This is a genomic window from Paracoccus alkanivorans, assembly GCF_003697785.1.
GTDB lineage: Bacteria > Pseudomonadota > Alphaproteobacteria > Rhodobacterales > Rhodobacteraceae > Paracoccus > Paracoccus alkanivorans.
Genome location: NZ_QOKZ01000002.1, coordinates 325706 through 348666 on the forward strand (window position 1 = coordinate 325706; position 22961 = coordinate 348666).

Genomic DNA, 22961 nt, shown 5'->3' on the forward strand with positions numbered 1-22961 from the left:
GATTGGACAGTCAATCAAAAACCGACAGGAGTGAACCAATGCCTATTCTGAAACGCATGAGTGCCGCGCTGATCCTGACGGTTGGTGCGGCGATGCCTGCGATGGCCGATGATCCCGCGACATGCGGCACGGTGCATCTGTCCGATCCGGGCTGGACTGATATCACCGCCACGAATGGCGTCGCTGCGGTCGTCCTGTCGGCGCTTGGCTATACGCCCGACATCGCCACCCTCTCCGTTCCGGTAGGTTATGAAGCACTGAAGAACGGCCAGACCGATGTCTTCCTGGGCAACTGGATGCCCGCGCAGCAGAAATTCCGCGACGACCTGGACGCGACCGGCGATATCGAGGAACTGGTCCAGAATCTTGAAGGCGCGAAATTCACCCTTGCCGTGAACAAGGCAGGCGCCGATGCGGGCGTGGCCGATTTCGCCGATCTCGACGCACAGAAGGACGCTTTTGAAGGCAAGATCTACGGCATCGAGCCCGGCGCCCCCGCGAACCAGTCCATTCAGGCGATGATCGAGGCGGATGAATTCGGGCTCGGAGACTGGGAGCTGGTCGAAAGCGGCGAGCAGGCGATGCTGGCGCAGGTGGGCAGGAATCAGGACGCGGGCACACCCACGGTCTTCCTTGCATGGGCTCCGCATCCGATGAATGAGGCGATCGAGATCACCTATCTCTCGGGCGGCGACAAACAGTTCGGTCCGGATTTCGGCGGCGCGACCGTGCATACGCTGGCGCGCAAGGAATGGGCTGCCTCCTGCCCCAATGCCGCGAAACTGTTCGGTCAGCTGACCTTCGACATCGGCATGGAGAATGTCCTGATGGGCAAGATTCTCGATGACGGTATGGGCGCACAGAACGCGGCGAAAGAATGGATCGCGGCCAATCCCGAGGCAGTCAAACCATGGCTGGACGGCGTGACCACGCTGGAAGGCGAACCGGCAGAAGATGCATTGATGGCAGCGGTGGCAGAGTGAAACCGAATATCCTGATCCTGATGGCTGATCAGCTGTCGGGGGTATTGTTCCCTGACGGCCCCGCCCCTTTCCTGCATACTCCCAACCTGCGGCGATTGGCCGGGCGTTCGACGCGCTTTGCCAATGCCTATACCGGCAGCCCGCTTTGCGCGCCCGGCCGCGCCAGCTTCATGTCGGGGCAATTGCCACGGCGCACCCGGGTCTATGACAATGCCGCCGAGTTCGCCTCGGACATCCCGACCTATGCGCATCACCTGCGCCGGGCGGGCTATCAGACCTGCCTGTCGGGCAAGATGCATTTCGTCGGCCCGGACCAGTTGCATGGTTTCGAGGAACGGCTGACGACCGATATCTATCCCGCCGATTTCGGCTGGACCCCGGATTACCGCAAGCCGGGCGAGCGGATCGACTGGTGGTATCACAATCTCGGCTCGGTCACGGGCGCGGGCGTGGGCGAGATCAGCAACCAGCTCGAATATGACGACGAGGTCGCCTATAACGCCTGCCGGAAACTGTATGATCTTGCTCGCGGGGCCGATGAGCGGCCCTGGTGCCTGACGGTCAGCTTCACCCATCCGCATGATCCTTATGTCGCGCGGCGCAAATACTGGGACCTCTATGAGGACGCGCCCGAGCTGACCCCGCCCGAGCCTGTCGCATACGAGGATCAGGATCCGCATTCGCAGCGGCTGATGGATGCGTCGGACTGGCGCGCCTTCGACATCACCGGGGATCATATCCGCCGCGCGCGCCGGGGCTATTTCGCCAATATCAGCTATATCGACGACAAGATCGGCGAGATCCTGGACGTGATGGAAACCACCGGGCAGGAAGCGATCATCCTGTTCGTGTCCGATCACGGCGATATGCTGGGCGAGCGTGGCCTGTGGTTCAAGATGAGCTTCTACGAGGGTTCGGCGCGGGTGCCGCTGATGATCTCGGCTCCTTCCATGGCACCGGGCCGGGTCGATCGGCCTGTCAGCACCATCGATGTCCTGCCGACGCTCTGCGATCTTGCGGGTTTGCCCATGGACGGGATCGCGCCATGGACCGATGGGGTATCGCTGGCCGATGGCGGGGCCAGCCGCGGACCGGTGCCGATGGAATATGCCGCGGAAGGCAGTATCGCGCCACTGGTCGCGATCCGTGACGGGCGGTGGAAATATATCGCCTGCGCGGCCGATCCCGAGATGCTGTTCGATCTGGAAACAGACCCGAATGAGCGGCGCAACCTGGCCGGTGATGCGAACCATGCCGATACCCTGGAGCGCTTGCGGGACATGGCGGGTGAGCGTTGGGATCTGGCCGCCTATGACGCCGAGGTGCGCCAGTCTCAGGCCCGGCGCTGGATCGTCTATGAGGCGTTGCGGAACGGCTCCTACTATCCCTGGGATTACCAGCCGCTCATGCAGGCGTCGGAGCGTTACATGCGCAACCACATGGATCTGAATGTTCTGGAAGAGAGCCAGAGATTCCCGCGCGGGGAATAAGCGAAGGGGCCGGTCATCCCGGCCCCGTTCATCAGCTCCGATCAGTTATCGGTCTTGGTCTCGCGCTGTTCCATGAACTGGTCGAACTCCGCCTTGTCCTTGGCCTCGCGCAGTTTCTGCAGGAAGTCCATGAACTCGCTGTGTTCTTCCTCCAGCCGCTTCAGCGTTTCCTCGCGATAGGCGTCGAAGGCGGTATTCCCGGTCGGCATCGCGTGATACCGGCTGCGGTAGCTGCGTTTGCTGCATCCAAACATGCGTTTACTCCAGATCATATAGGCGAGAATGGCGAGCCCGACCGGCCAGAAAGCGACAAAACCAAGGATCATGGCGATGATCCAGGCGGCTTTGCCGCGTTCGTCCAGCCAGTCACGCGCCCGTCCGAACGGTCCCAAACCCGCATTTCGCGGCATGTGGTAATTGGGCAAGCTGTGCGAAGCACCGTGCATTTCTGTGATCCCCTCATGTTAATGTTAATCACATTTACATAGATGGGCATGGCGATGCCCACGTCAAGAGCCGTCTTTCGATTTTTGTTCCGGGCAATCAGAGACCGCGATTTTACAGGCAATTTCGCGGCAATTCGGGCGGGGGATTCCGGCTTATACGCCCTTGATTCATCATCCGCCTATCTGATCCGCCGGTCAATCGTCGGGAATCAGCCCCAGCCCGCGCAGATAGATGATCGCGCCGCTTTCCAGCATCTCGGCCGGTTCGACCGGCGCCCGCCTTCCGGGCTTGCCGCGCGAGAACAATTCGACCACACCATGGCTCATCGCCCAGATATGATTGGCAACCATGCGCGCGGGAGGGCGCCGGTTCTCGGGCAATCGGCTTGCCAGGGCCTCTGCCGCGCGCAACAGGACCCCCTGCGCTTTCTCGGATGCCTGGGACAGTTCGGCATTCCCCGCGATCGAGATCCCCGATTCGAACATCGCCATGTAATAGCCGGGCCGCTGCCGTGCGAAATCCAGGTAAGCCTGTCCCATCCGCAGAAACGCGGTCAGGGTCCGGGGATGGCCGTCGTCGAAGGCCGCATCCAGCCGTTCGGTGAATTCCAGAAAACCGAGACGCGCAACCTCTTCGATCAGGTCGTCGCGGCCCTTGAAATGCCGATAGGGCGCCGCCGGGGAAACCCCGGCACGGCGCGCCGCCTCGGACATGGTGAAGGCTTGCGGGCCGAGTTCCTCGATCAGCGCGGCGGTCGCCTCGACCAATGCCTGGCGCAGGTTTCCGTGATGATAGCTCTTGCGGTCCGCCAATGCACCGCCGCCCTACATGCCTTCGCCGAAATAATCGGCCACCAGTTCCTCCAGCGCATCCGCCAGCGCCGCCGCATCCGGCCCGGTCGTCGTCACGGTAATCGCACTGCCGCGCGGGGCGGTCAGCATCAGCAGCCCCATGATCGAATCGCCCGACACGCTCATCCCGTCCTTTTCGACCATCGCCTGCGCGTCGAAACGCTCGACCACATCGACGAATTTCGCGCTGGCCCGTGCATGCAGACCCTTGACATTGATGATCGGCAATTCACGGGTAACGGAAGAACTCATCTTGCATGGGTCCCGGTATCAAGGACCGCCTCGATCGGGACATTGTAGGAGTTGATATATTTGCGCCCCGCCTCCTTGGCGAAGGCAACCGCGTCGGGCACCGGCAGATGCCGCGACTTGGCCAGCTTGACCAGCATCGGCAGATTGGCACCATACAGGATCGTGCGGTTCCGCATCGCGCAGGCAGGCACAGACAGGTTCGAGGGCGAACCGCCGAACAAATCCGTGACCACCACCACGCCATCGCCATGATCGACAGCATTCGCGGCGGCCTGGATTTCAGCGGTTTTCGCAGCCCGGTCGTGATCATCCTCGATCGAGACGGCGGCAATGCCGCTTTGCGGACCTACGACATGCTCGACCGCGGACAGATATTCCCGCGCAAGCCCGCCATGTGCGACAATGACAATTCCGATCAACGCGTTCCACCAGTACTAATAAAGCCGCTTATCACGACGCATTCCCCGGGCGAATGGCCCCTTGTCCTGCCGCGCTGGCGGGCAAGACTTCGCCAATGGCCGGGGACGCTGTCATACGGCGTTCAAGTTCCCTATGCCTTATTGACACCGGCCATCCCGCATCTGCAAGCGCTACTGCCATTTTTTCCACCAAAGTAACCGAACGGTGTTGCCCTCCGGTACACCCAAAGCCGATCGACAGGTGAGTTTTGCCCTCCTCGACATGCGCGGGAAGCAGAAAAACTATCAGATCGCGTATGCGTGAGAAGAATTCCTCGTAACGCGAATCGCGGCAGACGAAGTCCTGGACCTCAGCCTGTGTTCCATTCATCTCGCGCAGGCCCTTCTCCCAATGCGGATTGGCCAGGAAGCGGCAGTCGAACATGAGGTCGAGTCCGCGCGGCACCCCCCGCTTGTAGGAAAAGGAATGGACCGATACGCTCAGCCGCCTGTCGGGACGCGTGTCGAACCAGCGCCCAAGCTCGGCCCTCAGGTCATGCGGCGACAATTCCGTCGTATCGACCAGCACGTCGGCGCGCGCCCGAATCGGCGCCAGCAGGTCGACCTCGCTCGTGACCCCCATCAGGGGCGATCCGTCGGGGGCCAGCGGATGCCTGCGCCGTGTCTCGTTATAACGGCTGAGCAGTGTGTCGGGCGCACAGTCGAGATACAGCACTTCGGGTGCATAATGCGGATTGCGGGTCAGGCGGTCGATCAGTTCTATCAGATTCGCCGCCGAGAAATCCCTATTGCGCACGTCAAGCCCGAGGGCCAGCGGCCCGGGGCGAGACGGCCCGTCCAGGAGGCGTGGGACCAGTGAAAGCGGCAGGTTGTCGATCGCCTCGAATCCCAGATCCTCAAGCACGTTGATGGCGGTCGAACGCCCTGCGCCCGACGGGCCCGTGACCAGGACGACGCGTTGCATCGCTGCAGGATCGGGATTGCTTCGATCCTTCCCGCAAGCCATCCGGTCCTCGGCCATTTGATCCATGCTCCTTTCGCTTGACGCTAATCGGCGCGTCCGGCCAGCAGATACTGCCGCAGCGCAGCATAAAGATGCGGTCGATAAGGGCCGAGTGCAAGTGGTAGTTGAATCCCCAGCAACTCATGATACCGCAAAGGAGGTAAACGCGTCTCCTCCTCCCGGCCCAAATCGACCACAAGCGACAGGGCCGTGGGACTTGCTGCATCTGCAAACAATACACCGATCCGGTGCGCCTCTATCCGCCCGGACAATGTCGCGGGGGCCGCCGCGATGATCCTGTCTTCTTCGCGATGCAGATCGGTCCGGTCGTCGCTGACCAGTTGCGCGCCCACGGCCATCAACTGCAGCGCGAGGGTGGATTTGCCCGAGCCGGACGGTCCGATGATCAGGAGTCCCCGCCCCGCCAGCGCGACCACCGTTCCGTGAATCTGTGTTGTTCGAATCATATCGCCCTCCGATCCGGACCAAGCTTGTCAGCTTTTTTCCGCCACCAGCCAGCTTTTGACCCCCTTGATGGCGATAACATGTGAAGTTTGCGCTAACCGGGATCGCTAGCTTCTTTTTTCATTGGAACCCTGTGCTATAGGCCCGACTTACTGCGTCACATTACCTTTGCAGGCGCCCAGTAAGTCAGGAGCATATCACATGACCACGCGCGTGAACCCGAATTGCCGGTTGGAGGATCAGGGTATCGAGGGACTCGGCCGGGTTTATTACAACCTGCTGGAACCTGCCCTGATGACCGAAGCGGTCGCCCGGAACGAAGGCAGGATCGGCCTTGGCGGCACGTTCCTCGTCTCGACCGGCGCGCATACAGGCCGCTCTCCCAAGGACAAGTTCGTCGTTCGCACCCCCGCCGTCGAGGACACGATCTGGTGGGAGAACAACAAGCCGATGTCGCCTGACGCCTTCGACCGGCTGTATGCCGACATGCTGGCCCATATGAAGGGGCGCGACTATTTCGTGCAGGATCTCTTCGGCGGCGCCGATCCCGAAGAGCGGCTGGATGTCCGGGTCGTGACCGAACTGGCATGGCATGGCCTGTTCATCCGCCATATGCTGCGCCGTCCCGAGGCTGCGGAACTGACCGGCTTCACCCCCGAATTCACCATCATCAACTGCCCCAGCTTCAAGGCCGACCCCGAGTGTCATGGGTGCCGCAGTGAAACCGTGATCGCGCTGAATTTCGAAAAGAAGCTGATCCTCATCGGCAATTCGGCCTATGCGGGCGAGAACAAGAAATCCGTCTTCACGCTGCTCAACTACTTCCTGCCGGCCAAGAACATCATGGCCATGCATTGCAGCGCCAACCATGCCCCCGGCAATCCCGATGACAGCGCCGTGTTCTTCGGCCTTTCAGGGACCGGCAAGACGACGCTTTCAGCCGATCCCTCGCGCGTGCTGATAGGCGATGACGAGCATGGCTGGTCCGATCGCGGCATCTTCAACTTCGAGGGCGGCTGCTACGCCAAGACCATCAGCCTGTCGCCCAAGGCCGAGCCCGAGATCTACGCTACCACCTCGCGCTTCGGCACCGTGATCGAGAACATGGTCTATGACGAGGACAGCCTGGAGCTGGATTTCGAGGATAACTCGATCACCGACAACATGCGCTGCGCCTATCCGCTCGACGCCATCTCGAACGCCTCGAAAACCAGCCTTGGCGGCCACCCCAAGAATATCATCATGCTGACCTGCGATGCTTTCGGCGTGCTGCCTCCCATCGCCCGGCTGACCCCGGCGCAGGCGATGTATCATTTCCTGTCGGGCTTCACATCCAAGACTCCGGGCACCGAAGTCGGCGTGAAAGAACCGATCCCGACCTTCTCGACCTGCTTCGGCGCTCCTTTCATGCCACGCCGCCCCGAGGTCTATGGGCAGTTGCTGCAGAACAAGATCGCCAGGCATGGTTCGAGTTGCTGGCTGGTCAATACCGGCTGGACCGGCGGCGCATTCGGCACCGGTTCGCGCATGCCCATCCAGGCGACCCGCGCCCTGCTGGCCGCAGCGCTGAACGGCAGCCTGAACGATGCCGAGTTCCGCCGCGATCCGAATTTCGGCTTCGAGGTTCCGGTAAGCGTGCCGAATGTTTCGGATATGCTGCTTGATCCGCGCCAGACCTGGGGCGACCCGGAAGCCTATGACATGCAGGCCCGGAAACTGGTGCAGATGTTCAGCGACAATTTTGCGCAATACCTGGCCGCCATCGATGACGAGGTTCGCGCGGCGGCAATCGGCTGAAGCAGCGCGCCCGATCGCGTCCCGCCGGGGCCCTGCCGGCCCCGGCGGGTTGAGGTTGCGCAATCCATCGGCTTGGCCCAGAGATATCCGGGGTAAGGAAGAGGGGTTCCATGCGCGTAATTTTCATGGGAACGCCCGAATTCTCGGTTCCTGCATTGCGGATGCTGGTAGGGGCGCATGAGGTCGTGGCAGTATATTCGCAGCCACCGCGAGAGGCGGGACGAGGGCAGAAATTGCGGCCTTCTCCCGTCCATGCGGAGGCGGAACGGTTGGGGCTCGAGGTCAGGACCCCGCTGCGCCTGCGCGACACCAAGGCACAGGAGGAGTTTGCCGCGCTGCAGGCGGATGTGGCGGTCGTTGTGGCCTATGGCCTGATTCTGCCGCAGGCGGTTCTGGATGCACCCCGCTTGGGCTGTCTGAACATCCATGCCTCGCTGCTGCCGCGATGGCGGGGGGCAGCGCCGATCCATCGGGCGGTGATGGCCGGAGATGCCGAGACAGGTGTGGCGATCATGCAGATGGAGGCGGGGCTGGATACCGGGCCGGTGCTGGCCGAGGCGCGAACCCGGATCGGCGCGGAGGAAACCACCGCCGATCTGCATGACCGTCTGGCCGCGATGGGGGCGGATCTGATCGTCGAGGTGCTGGCCGGACTACCCATGAAAGCACAGCCGCAATCCGGGCAAGGCGTGACCTATGCCGCCAAGATCGACAAGGCCGAGGCGCGTATCGACTGGAACCGTTCCGCCATCGAACTGGATCGCCAGATCCGCGGTCTGTCGCCCTTTCCGGGAGCCTGGTGCGAGATCGGGGGCGAACGCGTCAAGCTGTTGCGCAGCCGACTGACCAGCGGACAAGGCAAGCCGGGACAAGTGCTGCCGGGCTTCCGCATCGCCTGCGGCGAAGGAGCGGTCGAAATCCTGCAGGCACAGCGTTCAGGCAAAAAGCCCATGAAGACCGCGGAATTGCTGCGCGGCTGGACCCTTCCTGCCAAGTTGGATTGACTTGTAGCCTCACCATCGGGTTCACGAATCCGATCGCGCCCCGGAGACGCGCGGTTGCCGATTGGTGCCCATCCATTCCCCCGACGATGCCAACCAGCGTGGCTGGCTGAATTTCACGATACGTGACTTGCCGGCCGAGGCTTCATGGCTGCCTGAAGCGATGGAGGCATGTCAACGCCAGCTGGAAATCTCAAATCGAGGCGGGCGCGGCATACTCCAATTCCGAATGCATTCAGGCAGAACGGGAAAACAGTTCCGGACCATTTCCCCTGCCGAAACGGCAGCCTCTCTTGCCTGCAATAGTTTATCTCTCGGCGTAGCGTCTCTCGATCGCATCCCAGATCAGGGCCGCCGCGTTGATCCCGTCAAAACGCTCCAGTTCCTGAAGCCCGGTCGGAGAGGTGACATTGATCTCGGTCAGCCAGCCGTCGATGACATCGATACCAGTGAAGATCAGCCCTTTCTCGCGCAATACCGGGCCGATCCGCCTGCAGATTTCACGCTCCCGATCGGTCAGGTCGACTTTCTCGGCACGTCCGCCGACATGCATGTTCGAACGCGCCTCCCCCTCTTGCGGAACGCGGTTGATTGCGCCGACCGGCTCTCCATCGACCAGAATGATCCGCTTATCACCCTTCGCCACCGCCGGAAGATATTTCTGCGCGATCATCGGCTCGCGGTTGATCCCGGCAAAAGTCTCCAGCAGCGCGGAAAGATTCGGATCGCCGGGACGCAAATGAAACACGCCGGCTCCGCCATTGCCGTAAAGCGGCTTGACGATGATTTCGCTGTGACGCTCCCGAAACCGCCGGAAATCGGACAGGTCACGGGCGATCATGGTCGGCGGGGTCAGGTCAGGGAAATCCAGAACCATCAGCTTCTCGGGACAGTTGCGCACCCAGAACGGATCATTGACGACCAGGGTATCGGGATGCACCCGGTCCAGAAGATGGGTGGAGGTGACATATCCCATGTCGAAAGGCGGATCCTGCCGAAGCCACACCACGTCGAACTCGCTCAGATCGACTTCGGCCCAATCCCCGAAAGTCACGTGATCCCCCTCCTTGCGCCGCAAGGTCACCGGGCGGCCGCGTGCGATCACGCGCCCCTCGTCATAGCGAAGCTGATCGACCGTATACTGGAACAACCGGTGCCCGCGCGCCTCGGCCTCCAATCCGATGCGAAAGGTGCTGTCGCCGTTGATGTCAACGGCTTCGATCGGATCCATCTGCAATGCGACGTAAAGGCTCATGCCGCCCTCCTGAAATGCGTCGCTCGCTTGTCGCCCGAGGAACGTGCGGATGCAAGTGGCCCGGAACTAGCCGCCAAAGGCGTTTTCGATCACCCGGACCCGGCCCGGAGCATCCACCAGCGCCGCATCGAAGCGCATCTCGCTCAGCGATCCCGCAGGCCGGTTCCCGCAAAACTCACAGGCGGCCAGGCAGATGCGGTCCATCTGCCTGCGCAACAGCCGCTCCGCCGCCAGCGCATGGGTGGACGCGGATTTCACCTCGACAAATATCACCCCATCACCGCGCTGACAGACAAGATCGATTTCCCCCGCCTTGCCCCGCCAGCGCCGTGCAAGCACCTCATATCCCTGCGCCTTGTAATGGGCCGCCACCCGCTCCTCGGCCAACAGGCCCGACATCGCGGCAACTACCCCCCGCCTCGCCCGCCTGCCCGGAAACCGTCGCGATGGCGGGGTGCCGCGCTTGACATCGCCATCGATCCGCTCATCGAAAAACCGCGATTGATAACCCATTCCGGAACATTCTCCTCAAAGGCGATACATCGCCTCAATCCTCGCCGTCATCCCGCCCGGCAAGCGCAAGGGCGGTCTGATACACATCTCTCCTGCGAAGCCCCAGATCATGCGCCACCTCGCGCGCGGCATCCTTGACCGTCATGCTTTGCAATTTTTCCTGCAGCGCCGCGCGAAGCTGGTCCTCGCCGATAGACACGGGGGCCGGACGATCCAGCACCAGCACGACCTCGCCTTTCAGGCTTTGCATACGCGGATCGGCCAGCAGTTCTGCCGCCGTTCCCCGAATCACCTCTTCGAATTTCTTCGTCAGTTCCCGGGCCACCACGATAACTCGATTCGCCTCGATTTCGAACAGCTCTTCCACTGTCTGGTTAACCCGCCGGGGGCTCTCGAACAGGATCACCGTCGCATCGATCACCGCCCATTGCCGCAGCCATGTCGCGCGGGCAGCCTTGGTCGCGGGCGGAAATCCGGCGAACAGGAACCGGTCGCTCGGCAGGCCCGACAGGCTCAGAGCCGCAAGTGCGGCCGAGGGACCGGGAACCGCATGCACCCGGCTGCCCTGCGCGGCCGCGTCCCGCGCCAGCCGGTAACCGGGATCGGCGACCAGCGGCGTGCCGGCATCGGATGCATAAGCCACGCTGCGCCCTTCGCGCAGCGCGACCAGGATCGCCGGGCGCTGCCGGTCGGCGTTATGGTCGTGATAGGCCATGATCCGGCGCCCGCGCAGGGGTATGCCGTGAATATCCATCAGGTGCCGCATCACCCTTGTATCCTCGGCTGCCAGCAGCTCCGCCGAGTTCAGCACATCCAGCGCATGCAGCGTGATGTCCCGTGCCGCGCCGATCGGGGTTGCAACCAGGTGCAGGCCCGGTTCCAGCGCCACCGCCTCGACATGTGCCGCAAGACGGCGGGCCGGCTCCTCCGCGGTGCTGCGGGTGCCCGTGTTTCCGCGTGCTGGTCTTTCGCTCACAGGCATCTCCTTTTACCGTTTTCGGACCTTCCGCCTGATTGCCAATCCCGGGCGATGGACATAGGCTGCTGGCCGTGATCCGCCGATACCTACATTACAGCAGGGAAATTTCATATGTCCGCAATTATCACGAGCCGGGGACCGTTTCCGCTCCGTCGTCTGGCATTGCGTGCCGGGGCCGTTCTGTCCGCCTTTGTCATCGCCGCTTGCGAGCCCATGGGCGGAGGCAATGTCGCCTCGGTGGGTCCCGAGGCCGGCCAGATGATCGATCCCGGCCAGCCGGTCAAGGTGGCATTGCTGGTCCCGGGCGGCACCGGAAACCCCAATATCGAGACGCTGGCCCGCAGCCTCAAGAACGCCGCCAGAATGGCCGCCGCCGACGCCCAGGGCGCGAACATCGACCTGAGCATCTACGACACGGGCGGGAATACCCAGCAGGCCGTCGCGCGGGCCAATGCCGCCGCCGATGCCGGAGCCAAGATCATCGTCGGTCCGCTTTATGCCGAGGCGGCGAATGCCGTCGGCGCCGCCATGATGCCCCGCAATATCAACGTATTGTCATTTTCCAACAATACCGAGGTGGCAGGCGGCAATGTTTTCGTGATGGGCACCAATTTCGGCAATATTGCCGATCGGCTGGTGGGTTACGGCGTCCGCCAGGGCAAGCGCAACGTCTATGTCGTGGCCGAGGACGACGTGGCGGGCCAGATCGGCGGCCGCGCCATCGAGGCCGCAATCGCCCGCAATGGCGCACGGCTGGCCGGGCGCAGCAACCATCCGGTCTCGATCACCGGCATCGACTCCGTCACTCCGCAGATCTCGGCGGCAGCGAAATCGGGTCAGGTGGATGCGATCTTCATGACCGCCAATCACCAGGCAGTCCTGCCCTATCTGACCGAGAAACTGGCCGCGGCAGGTGTCACCTCTCAGGTTACCCAGTTCATGGGCCTGACGCGTTGGGACGAGCCCCGCTCGCGCATGACATTGCAGCAGCTGCAGAATGGCTGGTTCGCGATCCCCGATCAGCGGCTTGCGCAGCAATTCAACGCCCGCTACCAGGCCGCTTACGGCGAAGCACCGCACGCGCTGGCCCCTCTGGCCTATGACAGCATCGCGGCGATCGCCTCGCAGGTTCGCGCCGGCAAGCGCAATGCCGTCACCACAAGCGGGTTGACCCAGAATTCGGGCTTTGCCGGTGTCGGTGGGGTGTTCCGGCTGCGGCCCGACCGCACCGCCGAGCGGGGGCTGGCCGTGGCCACGATCCGTAACAACCAGCTGGTCATTCTCGACCCGGCTCCGCGCGGCTTCGGCGGGTTCGGTTTCTGATCTTGAGCGGCACATCCACCGATACCGTCGTTCAAAGCGCCCCGGCACTGCCCGGGGCGCATGCCATATTCGATCCCGGGATTTTCCTGCCCCGGCTGGATGCCCTGTTGTCGGAACTGGACCAGCCGCGCGATATTCGCGCCGCGACAGTCGCGGAACTGTCCGAAGCCCGGGCCGCAGCGATGGCCGATATCACGACCGGCTTCCTGGGCCATCCGCGCGCCGCGCGGGAAACGGTGCGCGCCATCGCGATGCTGACCGATGGCCTGGTCACGGCCATCCATCATGTCGCCACGACCCAGCTGCATCCGCTGCATTCGCCTTCCGATGCCGAGCGGCTGGCCGTGCTCGCGGTCGGCGGCTATGGACGGGCCGAGATGGCACCGTCCTCCGATGTCGACCTGCTGTTCCTGACGCCCTACAAGATCACGCCCTGGGCGGAAAGCGTGGTCGAGTCCATGCTCTACATGCTGTGGGATCTGAAACTGAAGATCGGTCACTCGATCCGCACCATAGACGACTGCCTGCGGCTCGGCGCAGGCGACATGACCATCCGCACCTCGCTGGTCGAGCACCGGCTCGTCACCGGCAACGCGCCGCTTGCCCATAAGCTGGGTTTCCGGCTGTGGTCCGAACTGTTTGAAAAGACCGTCCCCGAATTCCTCGAAGCCAAGCTGGAGGAGCGGGCCGCACGCCATCAACGGCAGGGTGGCCAGCGCTATGTGCTGGAACCCAATGTCAAGGAGGGCAAGGGCGGGTTGCGCGACCTGCAGACGCTCTACTGGATCGCGAAATATATCCACCATGTCGACCGCGCTGTGGAACTGGTCGATCTGGGCGTCTTCACCCGCGACGAGCATCTGGCCTTCTGGCAGGCCGAGGATTTCCTCTGGGCGGTGCGCTGCCATCTGCACCTGATCGCGGGGCGGCCCGTGGATGTGCTGTCATTCGACATGCAGGTCGAGGTCGCCAGCCGCATGGGCTACGCCGACAACAGCGCCCGGCGCGGGGTCGAGTATTTCATGCAGGATTATTTCCGCCATGCCACCCGCGTCGGCGAGCTGACCCGCGTCTTCCTGACCGCACTGGAGGCGCAGCATGTCCGCAGCGCTCCCTTCCTCGGCCGCCTGTTCCGCAGACGGCGCAAGCTCCGGGCGGGCTTCGTCGACCAGCATGGGCGGCTGGCGATCCAGAACGAGGGCGAGTTCTTTCGCGATCCGCTGAATATCCTGCGCCTGTTCGAAGAGGCGCTGCGCACCGGCATCCTGATCCATCCCGACGCCATGCGCCTTGTCGCCGCCAATCTGGATCTGATCGACGACCGCGTGCGATCCGACCCCGAGGCGATCCGCATCTTCATGGACCTGCTGCTCAGGCACGGCAATCCCGAACGCTCGCTGCGCCGGATGAACGAGCTTGGCGTGCTCGCCGCCTTCATCCCGGAATTCGAGCCGGTCGTGGCAATGATGCAGTTCAACCTCTACCACCATTACACGGTGGACGAGCATTCCATCCAATGCGTCGCGGCGCTGGCCGAGATCGAGCGGGGCGAGCATCCCGAGGATCTGCCGCTCTCCAGCGAGATCATGGAGGAGGGCATCAACCGCCGCGTTCTCTATCTGGCCACCCTGCTGCACGATATCGGCAAGGGCCGGCCCGAGGATCACTCGATCCTCGGCGCCCGCATCGCCCGTCGCATCGCCACCCGGTTCGGCTTTTCCGCCGAGGACGTGGAGACGGTCGAATGGCTGGTGCGCAATCACCTGCTGATGTCGGACGTGGCGCAAAAGCGCGACATCTCGGACCCCCGCACCCTGCGCGATTTCGCCAAGGCGGTGAAAACCCGTAAGCGGCTGGACCTGCTGCTGGTGCTGACAACCTGCGACATCCGCGGTGTCGGCCCGAACACATGGAACAACTGGAAGGCGGTTCTGCTGCGCAAGCTTCACCAGGACACGGCCGCAGTGCTGGAGAACGGGCTGGAGGATCTCAACCGCGACAAGCGCCAGAACGAGGCGAAACGCTCGCTGCGCCACCTGCTGATCGCAAGGGGGTGGGAGCCGAAGGAGATCCGGACCGAGATCGCCCGCCATTACGACGCCTACTGGCCCGGCCTGCCGACCGAGACGCAGGCAGTCTTCGCCGAGATGCTGCGCGAGATCGGCCATGACGAGATCCGCATCGACCTGCATCCCGACACCGACCGCGATGCGACACGCACGGCCTTCGTGCTGGCCGACCATCCAGGCATCTTCTCGCGTCTGTGCGGGGCGCTGACCCTGATGGGGGCGAATGTCGTGGATGCGCGCACCTACACCACGCGCGACGGCTATGCCACGGCGGCATTCTGGATACAGGACGCTGAGGGTCATCCCTTCGCCGAGGACCGCCTGCCCCGCCTGCGTCAGACCATCCTGCGCACGCTCAAGGGCGAGATCGTGGCCCGCGAGGCTTTCGCCACCCGCGACAAGCCCAAGAAGCGCAACCGCGAGTTCCGCTTTCCCACACATGTCACCTTCGACAACGAGGGCAGCGACATCTATACGATCATCGAGGTCGATACCCGCGACCGTCCGGGCCTGCTCTATGACCTGACCCGAACGCTCGCCGCCAATCATATACAGATCGTGAGCGCCGTGATCGCTACCTATGGCGCGCAGGTGGTTGACAGTTTCTACGTCAAGGACATGTTCGGGCTGAAGCTGCACAGCGAGTCCAAGCGCCTGTCGCTGGAAAAGAAACTGCGCTCGGCAATCGCCGACGGGGCAAAACGGGCAGAGGAATAGGCCAATGAAATCGGGGCTGGTGCGCGGGTTCCTGTCGGTGGGGCTCTGGACGATGGTTTCGCGGGCGACGGGCTTTGTCCGCGACATCGTCATGGCGGCCTGGCTGGGCACCGGACCGATGGCCGAAGCCTTCGTCATCGCCTTGTCCCTGCCCAACATGTTCCGCCGCTTCTTCGCCGAAGGAGCGTTCAATACCGCCTTCGTGCCGATGTTTTCCAAGCGGCTGGACGATCGCGAGGATGCACAGCGCTTCGCATCCGAGGCGTTCTCGGGCCTGTTCACGATCGTGACGATCCTTTCGGCTGTCGCGATGATACTCATGCCGGGGCTCGTCTGGCTGATGGCCTCGGGTTTCGCGGGCGACGAGCGCTTTGCATTGGCCGTCGAATATGGCCGTATCACCTTTCCCTATATCCTGCTGATCTCGCTGGCCTCGATGATCTCGGGCGTGCTGAACGCCAACCGCCGTTTCACCGCCGCCGCCGCCGCGCCTGTTCTGCTCAACCTGCTGTTCATCGTGGCGATGGGTCTGGGGCGCTGGCAAGGCTGGGACCTGGGATTGACGCTGGCATGGGCGACGCCGCTGACCGGCATTTCGCAACTCGGGCTGGTGTGGTGGGATGCACATCGCAACGGCTGGACCTTCTGGCCGGGCCGTCCGCGGCTTTCACCCGACATGCGCCGCCTGCTGGCCGTTGCCCTGCCCGCCGCCTTTGCCGGGGGTGTGGTGCAGCTCAACCTGCTGATCGGGCGGCAGGTCGCATCGCGTTTCGAGGGCGCTGTGACATGGCTTTATTTTTCCGACCGCCTGTATCAGCTGCCGCTTGGCGTGGTCGGCGCCGCCGTCGCCGTGGTCCTGTTGCCGGAACTGGCCCGCCGCCTGCGGGCCGAGGATCACGCGGGCGGGCAATCCGCCTATTCGCGCGCGACGGAGTTCGGGCTGTTCCTGACCCTGCCCGCCGCCTTCGCCATCGCCGTCATCGCCGAGCCGATGGTCGCGACCCTGTTCGAGCGCGGCCAGTTCAGCGCCCATGACACCAGCCAGACCGCCAAGGCGCTGATCGTCTATGCGCTTGGCCTGCCCGCCTTCGTGCTGCAGAAAATCCTGCAGCCGCTCTATTTCGCGCGCGAGGATACCAAGACCCCGTTCCGCTTTGCCGCGATGTCGATGGTCGTGAACGCGATCGTCGCCTTTGGGCTGATGCCGCTGATCGGGTTCCTTGCCGCCGCCATCGGCACCACCGTCGCGGCATGGGTCATGGTCGGGCAGCTCTGGTGGGGGACCCGCGCCATGGGACAGGCCGCCCGTGCCGATGCCCGCCTGCTGCGCGCCGCCCCCCGGATCGCACTGGCCTCGGTGCTGATGGCGCTCGCCCTGTGGTTCATGAAGGACTGGCTCGACACCGCCGGGTTCTCCCGCATTCCTGGCCTCGCCATCCTCGTCTTCGGCGGCGCCGCGATCTATTTCGGCCTCAGCTTTGCCACCGGCGCCTACCGGCTATCGGAACTGAGGGCCGCAGTTCGCCGCTGATGCATCTTCGGCAAAAGCGGATATCGGTCTAACGCCCAGAGATGCCGAAAAACAAACCGGCGATTACCCGCGCCACCTGACGGGGCGGAGCGGGTAATCGCGGCAATCGCATCGAGGCCCCAATCAGGTCGAAACCGCGCTGCCACCATCCGGCCCGAGCGTCACGAGGCCGGCTGAGCCCGCTCAACCAGTCTTGCGAAAAAGCTGGCGCCGACCGGGGCAACCTCGTCATTGAAATCATAGCCGGGATTATGGACGCCCGGCCCCTCCCCCTGTCCGAGGAACAGGTAGCAGCCGGGGCGCGCATTCAGCATATAGCTGAAATCCTCGGCTCCCATCTCGCGCCCGACCGAGTCGGAAACATTCGCGGCTCCGGCCACTTCACGCGCAACCTCGGCGGCGAAGGCGGCCTGATCGGCGTCGTTCACGGTTGCCGGATACCCCTCGATATAATTCAGCTCGGCGCTGACGTTATAGGCCGCGCCCTGCCCTGCGCAGATCTCGGAAAGACGGCGGCGGACCATCTCGCGAACCTGGGGATCGAATGTCCGCACGGTGCCGCAAATCCAGGCATCGTCGGGCACGATATTGTCGGCGCTGCCGGTGTGGATCTGGGTCACCGACACCACCAGATCGTCCAGCGCATAGTGATTGCGGCTGGAGATCGTCTGTATCGCGTTCACGATGGCCACCGCGGCCACGACGGGATCGGCGGTCAGATGCGGCATGGCCCCGTGCCCGCCCCGCCCCTTCACGTCGATCTCGAAACTGTCCACTGCCGCCATGATCGGACCGGGCGTCGTATAGATGGTGCCCGCCCGATGGTTCGGGCTGTTATGCATGGCGAAAACCCGCCCGATGCCGAAACGCTCCATCATGCCCTCGCGCACCATGGCATCGCCACCGCCGCCATTTTCCTCGGCGGGCTGAAAGATCAGCGCCACGCGCCCCGCGAAATTCCGTGTCTCGGCAAGATACCTGGCTGCCCCCAGCAGCATTGTCGTATGTCCGTCATGCCCGCAGGCATGCATCCGCCCCGGCACTTTCGAGGCCCATTCCGCGCCGGTCGCCTCTTGCATCGGCAGCGCATCCATATCCGCGCGCAGCCCGATCACCGGTCCCTGCCCCCGCCCGTTCACGATTGCGACGATTCCGGTTCGGCCGATTCCCTCGTGGATCTCGTCCACGCCGAATTCACGCAGCCGGGCAACGACGAAGCCCGCCGTCTCGTGGCAGTCAAAGCCCAGTTCGGGATTCTGGTGCAGGTGCCGCCTCCATGCGGTCATCTCGTCTGCGTAATCGGCGATACGGTTCAGGACTGGCATGTGGACTCACCTTCCGGGCTGTGGCAATCGATCCATCGGAGCCGAGGACGGGGTGAATTGCAATGGCTGACAGCAAGGATGCGGGAACCGAGATCGCCCGCCTGATCGATATCATGGCAAAGCTGCGGGATCCGGAGACCGGCTGCCCCTGGGATATCGAGCAGGATTTCGCCTCGATCGCGCCCTATACGATCGAGGAGGCGCATGAGGTCGCCGACGCCATCGACCGCGCGGCTTGGGACGAATTGCCCGGGGAACTGGGCGATCTGCTGTTGCAGGTGGTGTTCCATGCGCAGATGGCGCGCGAGAAGGGGATGTTCGATTTCGCCGATTGCGCGGCGGCGATATCAGACAAGCTGATCTTCCGCCATCCGCATGTCTTTGGCGATGAGAACCGAGACAAGTCAGCCGAGCAGCAGGTCAAGGACTGGGAGGCGATCAAGGCCACTGAGCGCGCCGGCAAGGCCGAGCGCGGCACGCTGGACGGGGTGGCTCTGGGTCTGCCCGCCCTGACCCGGGCGATCAAGCTGCAGAACCGCGCCGCTCGGGTGGGTTTCGACTGGCCGGGCGCGGAACAGGTTCTGGACAAGATCGCCGAGGAAACCGCCGAACTGGTCGAGGCCCGCGACAAGCTGGGACCGGACGCGCTGGAGGAAGAGTTCGGCGACCTGATCTTCGTGATGGCCAATCTCGCCCGCCATCTGAAGATCGATCCGGAACAGGCCCTGCGCCGGGCGAATACCAAGTTCACCCGCCGCTTCCAGGCCATCGAGGCGGCGCTGGCAGCGGATGACCGCCGCCCCGAGGACAGCGACCTGGCCGAGATGGACCGGCTCTGGGATCAGGCGAAGGTGATGGAGAAGGCCAGCCGGTAACGACTTGCCGAGACTCTTGCGAGTTGCCTTGCAACGCTTGCTTTGTTATCGCTAACAGAATATAGTCATCCCAAAGCCAGAGGAGGCCGCAAGATGACCCTTCACGCCACCATCGACCGCGTCACCGACCGGATCCGCGAACGCTCGCAAGACAGCCGCAGCCACTATCTGAAGAAAATCGCGAAGGCGGCGGAGGATGGCCCCCGCCGCGCGCATCTTTCCTGCGGCAACCAGGCCCATGCCTATGCCGCGATGGATGACAAGGAGGATATGGCGACGACGCGCAAGCCGAATATCGGCATCGTCACCGCCTATAATGACATGCTCTCGGCGCATCAGCCCTATGAGCGTTATCCCGATCTCATCCGCCGTGCGGGCCATGCGGCGGGCGCAACCGTGCAGGTCGCGGGCGGCGTGCCCGCCATGTGCGACGGCGTCACGCAGGGCCGCGCCGGGATGGAACTGTCGCTGTTCTCGCGCGACGTGATCGCGCTCGCGGCCGGGGTGGCATTGTCGCATGACTGTTTCGATGCGGCGCTTTACCTGGGCGTCTGCGACAAGATCGTGCCGGGGCTGGTCATCGGCGCGGCCACATTCGGTCATATCCCGGCGGTATTCCTGCCTGCCGGGCCAATGCCCTCGGGCCTGCCGAATGACGAGAAATCCAGGATCCGGCAGAAATTCGCAACCGGAGAGGTCGGGCGCGACGCGCTGATGGCGGCCGAGATGGCCTCTTACCACAGCCCCGGCACCTGCACCTTCTATGGCACCGCCAACAGCAACCAGATGCTGATGGAATTCATGGGCCTGCACCTGCCGGGATCGAGCTTCGTAAATCCGAATACACCGCTGCGCGACGCCTTGACCGTGGCCGGCGTCGAACGCGCGGCGACGATCACCCGCTTGGGCAATGATTACCTGCCTGCGGGCGAGGTGCTGGACGAACGTGCCTTTGTCAATGGCATGGTCGGGCTGATGGCGACCGGGGGCTCCACCAATCTCGTCATGCATTTGCCTGCGATGGCCCGGGCGGCGGGCGTGCTGCTGGATATCGAGGATTTCCACGATATTTCCGAGGCCGTGCCGCTGATGGCGCGGGTCTATCCCAACGGTCTGGCCGATGTGAACCATTTCCACGCGGCGGGCGGGATCGGCTACATGATCGGGCAGTTGCTGGATGCGGGATTGCTGCATCCGGATGTCAAGACGATCAACGGCACCGGGCTGGACGGCTATACGGCCGAGCCCAAGCTGGACGGCACCCGTGTCCGGTGGGAGGCCGGAGCGAAGGAATCATTGAACGACAAGATCCTGCGCCCGGCCCATGACCCCTTCGCCGCGACTGGCGGACTCAAGCAGCTAGAGGGCAATCTGGGCCGGGGCGTCATCAAGGTCAGCGCGGTGGCCGAGGAGCGTCACGTAATCGAGGCCAAGGCCCGCGTCTTCAGCGACCAGGAACAGGTGAAGGCCGCCTTCAAGGCCGGCGAGTTCACCGAGGACACCATCGTTGTCGTGCGCTTCCAGGGACCGCGCGCGAATGGCATGCCCGAGCTGCATTCGCTGACCCCGACGCTTGCGGTGCTTCAGGATCGCGGGTTCCGGGTCGCGCTGGTGACCGATGGGCGGATGTCGGGGGCTTCGGGCAAGGTGCCTGCGGCGATCCATATCTCGCCCGAGGCCTCGGTCGGTGGGCCGCTGGCGCGGGTGCGGGATGGCGACCTGATCCGCATGGATGCGACCATGGGCACGATCGACTGCCTTGCAGAGGATTTCGAGGACCGCAGGCCCGTCGCCTTCGACCCGGCCCCCAGCAGCGAGGGCATGGGGCGCGAGATGTTTGCCGCCTTTCGCGCCGTCGCCGGCCCCGCGACCGAAGGCGCGGGCGTGGTGGTCTGAAGGCTCTGCCGGTTCAGGCGGCCTCCGCCTCGGTTGCGACCTCGCATACGGCACTGCGCAGGTAGCAGATGAAGTCCGAGGCCATGTGCTGCCCGGGGCCGTCATTCACATGGACATTTAACCAAGTCTGCGGCAGCGGCGGCAGGGCGCCGTTATGCTCGATGATTTCCAGCCCCGCTTCCGGCCTGTCGGCGGGTATGATCGTGACGCCCAGATCCGCGCTGGCCAGAACACGCCAGGTATCCTTGCCTCCCTCGCCGATCATCTGCCGCCATTCGATTCCGGCGCGATCCAGGGCCGCCATTCCTACCGGTGTGTAGGTGCAATCCGGCGAATTCGCGAAGGGAAAGGGGCGCTGCATCCACACCTTTCCGCCGACCGCCCCGGCCCATGCCAGATCGGCCTTGCCCAGATGAATCGCTCCCAAAGGGGCCTCGAACTCGGTGGTCAGGATCAAGTCGTGCTCGCCCTGTTTCAACTGGCGCCGCAAATCCCGGCTGCGCGCGGTATTGATGACCAGTTCGATCCGCGGATGATCCTGCCGGAAAGCACGGGTCGCCTGCGCGACCTTGTCGATCATCCAGTCGCAGGTCAGACCGACACGCAGCCGGCCCTCTGGCCGTTCCCCCATGAAACGGGCGATGATCGCGTCGTTATGCGCCAGCATCTTGCGCGCCTCGGTCAGCAGCTCAAAGCCGAAATCCGACAGAACCACGCCCCGCCCCTGCTTCACCAGCACCGGCCTGCCGAATACCTCCTCCAGCCGTTTCATCTGCATCGAGATGGCGCTTTGCGTCATGTTCAGCGCCTCTGCCGCGCGGGTCACGGCACCATATTCAGCCACCGCCAGCAATGACCGTAGCGTTGCGACATCGAGATTTCGCATTCCTCAATCCTCCTGATACTTGGCATCAAAATCATTCGTTTTACTAATACATCTTGAACGCCTAAATATCAAGGCATCGGATGATATCCGCTAATCCAATCATCAAAATTGATGATATTGATCACCGGAGGTGAAGAATGGCACAGAAATCCGCCGCAATGCTGCGCGTCGTGACCGGGCAAGGCATCATCCCGCGCCCCGGTTGGATCGAACGTATCCTGACCATGTTCGACGTCCGCAAGACCCGCATCGACCTGTCAAGGCTCTCTGACGAACAGCTGCACGATATCGGTCTTACCCGCGATGACGTCGAGGCCGAACTGGCCCGCAAGATCTGGGATGTTCCGCCGCATTGGCGTCATCGCTGAAAGCCCCGCATGATGCGCCATTCGCGCGTCATGCGGGTCAACGGTATTTCAATCGGGATCGTCCAGTGCGGGGCCGAAGCGATCCAGCATTCTCGTCCTGATTTGATCCCGGGTCTGGCGATATACAGCCAGCTTGGCCTCGCGGCTCTCGCCCAACCCGGTCGGATCCATGATCGGCCAGTATTCGACGTCCAGATGGAAGACCCGGGTCATTTCCAGCGCCAGCCGCTGGCTTGCCGGCGAAAGCGCCACGATCAGGTCGAAACCTCCAAGATCGTCCCCCCAGTCCTGCATCTCTTCGAAACTGCGGCTGCGATGGTTCGACAATTCGACTCCGATCTCGTCGCAGACAGCGATGGCGAAACCATCGATCTCCAGATCGTTCCTGACTCCGGCCGATTGCACATAGGCGAGATGGCCGTAGAACTTCTTCATCATCCCTTCCGCCATGGGCGAGCGGACGGCGTTATGGTCGCAGCAGAACAGAACCGAAGCGGGAATCTTGTTCTGCTCCAT

The 22961-nt window shown here is 63.3% G+C and carries 22 protein-coding genes; 10 read left to right on the forward strand and 12 right to left on the reverse strand.

The window, feature by feature from the left end; all coding sequences use genetic code 11:
- Nucleotides 1-38: 38 nt before the first annotated feature.
- Together choX and betC are read left to right on the forward strand one after the other, a co-directional pair.
- Nucleotides 39-983, forward strand: a complete 945-nt coding sequence (gene choX, locus C9E81_RS06260; RefSeq protein ID WP_122111828.1) for a choline ABC transporter substrate-binding protein — start codon at nucleotides 39-41, stop codon at nucleotides 981-983.
- Nucleotides 980-2473, forward strand: coding sequence for a choline-sulfatase (betC, locus tag C9E81_RS06265; protein ID WP_279432704.1), 1494 nt, complete (start codon nucleotides 980-982; stop codon nucleotides 2471-2473). Before choX ends, betC begins: the two co-directional genes overlap by 4 nt.
- A 41-nt stretch (nucleotides 2474-2514) precedes the next feature.
- On the opposite strand, the gene C9E81_RS06270 is transcribed toward betC, so the two are convergent.
- The 6 genes from C9E81_RS06270 to C9E81_RS06295 form a co-directional block, all read right to left on the reverse strand.
- Entirely contained in the window at nucleotides 2515-2883 is a 369-nt protein-coding gene (locus C9E81_RS06270) for a DUF2852 domain-containing protein (protein WP_122111450.1), read from the reverse strand.
- A 231-nt stretch (nucleotides 2884-3114) separates the two neighbouring features.
- The gene (locus C9E81_RS06275) at nucleotides 3115-3732 is read right to left on the reverse strand and encodes a TetR/AcrR family transcriptional regulator (RefSeq protein ID WP_243698530.1); all 618 of its coding nucleotides are present in this window, start codon (nucleotides 3730-3732) and stop codon (nucleotides 3115-3117) included.
- Between the two features lie 12 nt (nucleotides 3733-3744).
- A complete protein-coding gene (locus tag C9E81_RS06280) occupies nucleotides 3745-4023 on the reverse strand; it encodes an HPr family phosphocarrier protein (protein WP_122111451.1) in 279 nt (92 codons plus the stop codon).
- The gene (locus C9E81_RS06285) at nucleotides 4020-4442 is read right to left on the reverse strand and encodes a PTS sugar transporter subunit IIA (RefSeq protein ID WP_122111452.1); all 423 of its coding nucleotides are present in this window, start codon (nucleotides 4440-4442) and stop codon (nucleotides 4020-4022) included. The genes C9E81_RS06280 and C9E81_RS06285 overlap by 4 nt, the downstream gene beginning before the upstream one ends.
- A gap of 31 nt (nucleotides 4443-4473) precedes the next feature.
- Entirely contained in the window at nucleotides 4474-5448 is a 975-nt protein-coding gene (rapZ, locus tag C9E81_RS06290; protein ID WP_425010629.1) for an RNase adapter RapZ, read from the reverse strand.
- A gap of 41 nt (nucleotides 5449-5489) precedes the next feature.
- A complete protein-coding gene (locus C9E81_RS06295; RefSeq protein ID WP_122111453.1) occupies nucleotides 5490-5912 on the reverse strand; it encodes an HPr kinase/phosphorylase in 423 nt (140 codons plus the stop codon).
- Between the two features lie 199 nt (nucleotides 5913-6111).
- Between C9E81_RS06295 and C9E81_RS06300 the strand changes: the two genes are divergently transcribed.
- Nucleotides 6112-7707 (forward strand): phosphoenolpyruvate carboxykinase, encoded by a 1596-nt coding sequence (locus tag C9E81_RS06300; RefSeq protein WP_122111454.1) that lies wholly within the window; start codon nucleotides 6112-6114, stop codon nucleotides 7705-7707.
- A gap of 110 nt (nucleotides 7708-7817) precedes the next feature.
- Complete coding sequence (gene fmt / locus C9E81_RS06305) at nucleotides 7818-8711, forward strand: methionyl-tRNA formyltransferase (RefSeq protein ID WP_122111455.1); 894 nt, start codon at nucleotides 7818-7820, stop codon at nucleotides 8709-8711.
- Between the two features lie 304 nt (nucleotides 8712-9015).
- Here fmt and gshB read toward each other — a convergent pair whose 3' ends face one another.
- The 3 genes from gshB to rsmI all read right to left on the reverse strand — a co-directional run bounded on the left by gshB (nucleotide 9016) and on the right by rsmI (nucleotide 11365).
- Nucleotides 9016-9963: a glutathione synthase gene (gene gshB, locus C9E81_RS06310; protein WP_122111456.1), complete on the reverse strand. Its 948-nt coding sequence runs from the start codon at nucleotides 9961-9963 to the stop codon at nucleotides 9016-9018.
- A gap of 66 nt (nucleotides 9964-10029) precedes the next feature.
- Nucleotides 10030-10476 (reverse strand): YraN family protein, encoded by a 447-nt coding sequence (locus tag C9E81_RS06315; protein WP_122111457.1) that lies wholly within the window; start codon nucleotides 10474-10476, stop codon nucleotides 10030-10032.
- A gap of 34 nt (nucleotides 10477-10510) precedes the next feature.
- The gene (gene rsmI / locus C9E81_RS06320) at nucleotides 10511-11365 is read right to left on the reverse strand and encodes a 16S rRNA (cytidine(1402)-2'-O)-methyltransferase (RefSeq protein ID WP_243698568.1); all 855 of its coding nucleotides are present in this window, start codon (nucleotides 11363-11365) and stop codon (nucleotides 10511-10513) included.
- A 201-nt stretch (nucleotides 11366-11566) separates the two neighbouring features.
- On the opposite strand from rsmI, the gene C9E81_RS06325 reads away from it, so the two are divergent.
- From C9E81_RS06325 to murJ, 3 genes are read left to right on the forward strand one after another with little or no spacing between them, the layout of a single operon-like run.
- Nucleotides 11567-12778 carry a penicillin-binding protein activator gene (locus C9E81_RS06325; protein ID WP_122111459.1) on the forward strand — a complete coding sequence of 404 codons (1212 nt, stop codon included), beginning with the start codon at nucleotides 11567-11569 and terminating at the stop codon, nucleotides 12776-12778.
- A 2-nt stretch (nucleotides 12779-12780) separates the two neighbouring features.
- On the forward strand, nucleotides 12781-15564 hold the full coding sequence (locus C9E81_RS06330; protein WP_122111460.1) for a [protein-PII] uridylyltransferase: 2784 nt from the start codon (nucleotides 12781-12783) through the stop codon (nucleotides 15562-15564).
- 4 nt (nucleotides 15565-15568) lie between these two features.
- A complete protein-coding gene (murJ, locus tag C9E81_RS06335) occupies nucleotides 15569-17095 on the forward strand; it encodes a murein biosynthesis integral membrane protein MurJ (RefSeq protein WP_122111461.1) in 1527 nt (508 codons plus the stop codon).
- Nucleotides 17096-17256: 161 nt separating this feature from the next.
- Here the strand turns inward: murJ and C9E81_RS06340 are convergent, their stop codons facing one another.
- Nucleotides 17257-18420 carry a M20 aminoacylase family protein gene (locus C9E81_RS06340; RefSeq protein WP_122111462.1) on the reverse strand — a complete coding sequence of 388 codons (1164 nt, stop codon included), beginning with the start codon at nucleotides 18418-18420 and terminating at the stop codon, nucleotides 17257-17259.
- Nucleotides 18421-18482: 62 nt separating this feature from the next.
- On the opposite strand from C9E81_RS06340, the gene mazG reads away from it, so the two are divergent.
- Nucleotides 18483-19295: a nucleoside triphosphate pyrophosphohydrolase gene (gene mazG, locus C9E81_RS06345; RefSeq protein ID WP_122111463.1), complete on the forward strand. Its 813-nt coding sequence runs from the start codon at nucleotides 18483-18485 to the stop codon at nucleotides 19293-19295.
- Between the two features lie 93 nt (nucleotides 19296-19388).
- Complete coding sequence (gene edd, locus C9E81_RS06350) at nucleotides 19389-21191, forward strand: phosphogluconate dehydratase (RefSeq protein ID WP_122111464.1); 1803 nt, start codon at nucleotides 19389-19391, stop codon at nucleotides 21189-21191.
- A gap of 13 nt (nucleotides 21192-21204) precedes the next feature.
- On the opposite strand, the gene C9E81_RS06355 is transcribed toward edd, so the two are convergent.
- On the reverse strand, nucleotides 21205-22077 hold the full coding sequence (locus C9E81_RS06355; RefSeq protein ID WP_122111465.1) for a LysR family transcriptional regulator: 873 nt from the start codon (nucleotides 22075-22077) through the stop codon (nucleotides 21205-21207).
- A 137-nt stretch (nucleotides 22078-22214) separates the two neighbouring features.
- Between C9E81_RS06355 and C9E81_RS06360 the strand changes: the two genes are divergently transcribed.
- Complete coding sequence (locus tag C9E81_RS06360; protein WP_243698531.1) at nucleotides 22215-22445, forward strand: DUF1127 domain-containing protein; 231 nt, start codon at nucleotides 22215-22217, stop codon at nucleotides 22443-22445.
- A 48-nt stretch (nucleotides 22446-22493) separates the two neighbouring features.
- Here the strand turns inward: C9E81_RS06360 and C9E81_RS06365 are convergent, their stop codons facing one another.
- Nucleotides 22494-22961, reverse strand: coding sequence for an arsenate-mycothiol transferase ArsC (locus C9E81_RS06365; protein ID WP_122111466.1), 468 nt, complete (start codon nucleotides 22959-22961; stop codon nucleotides 22494-22496).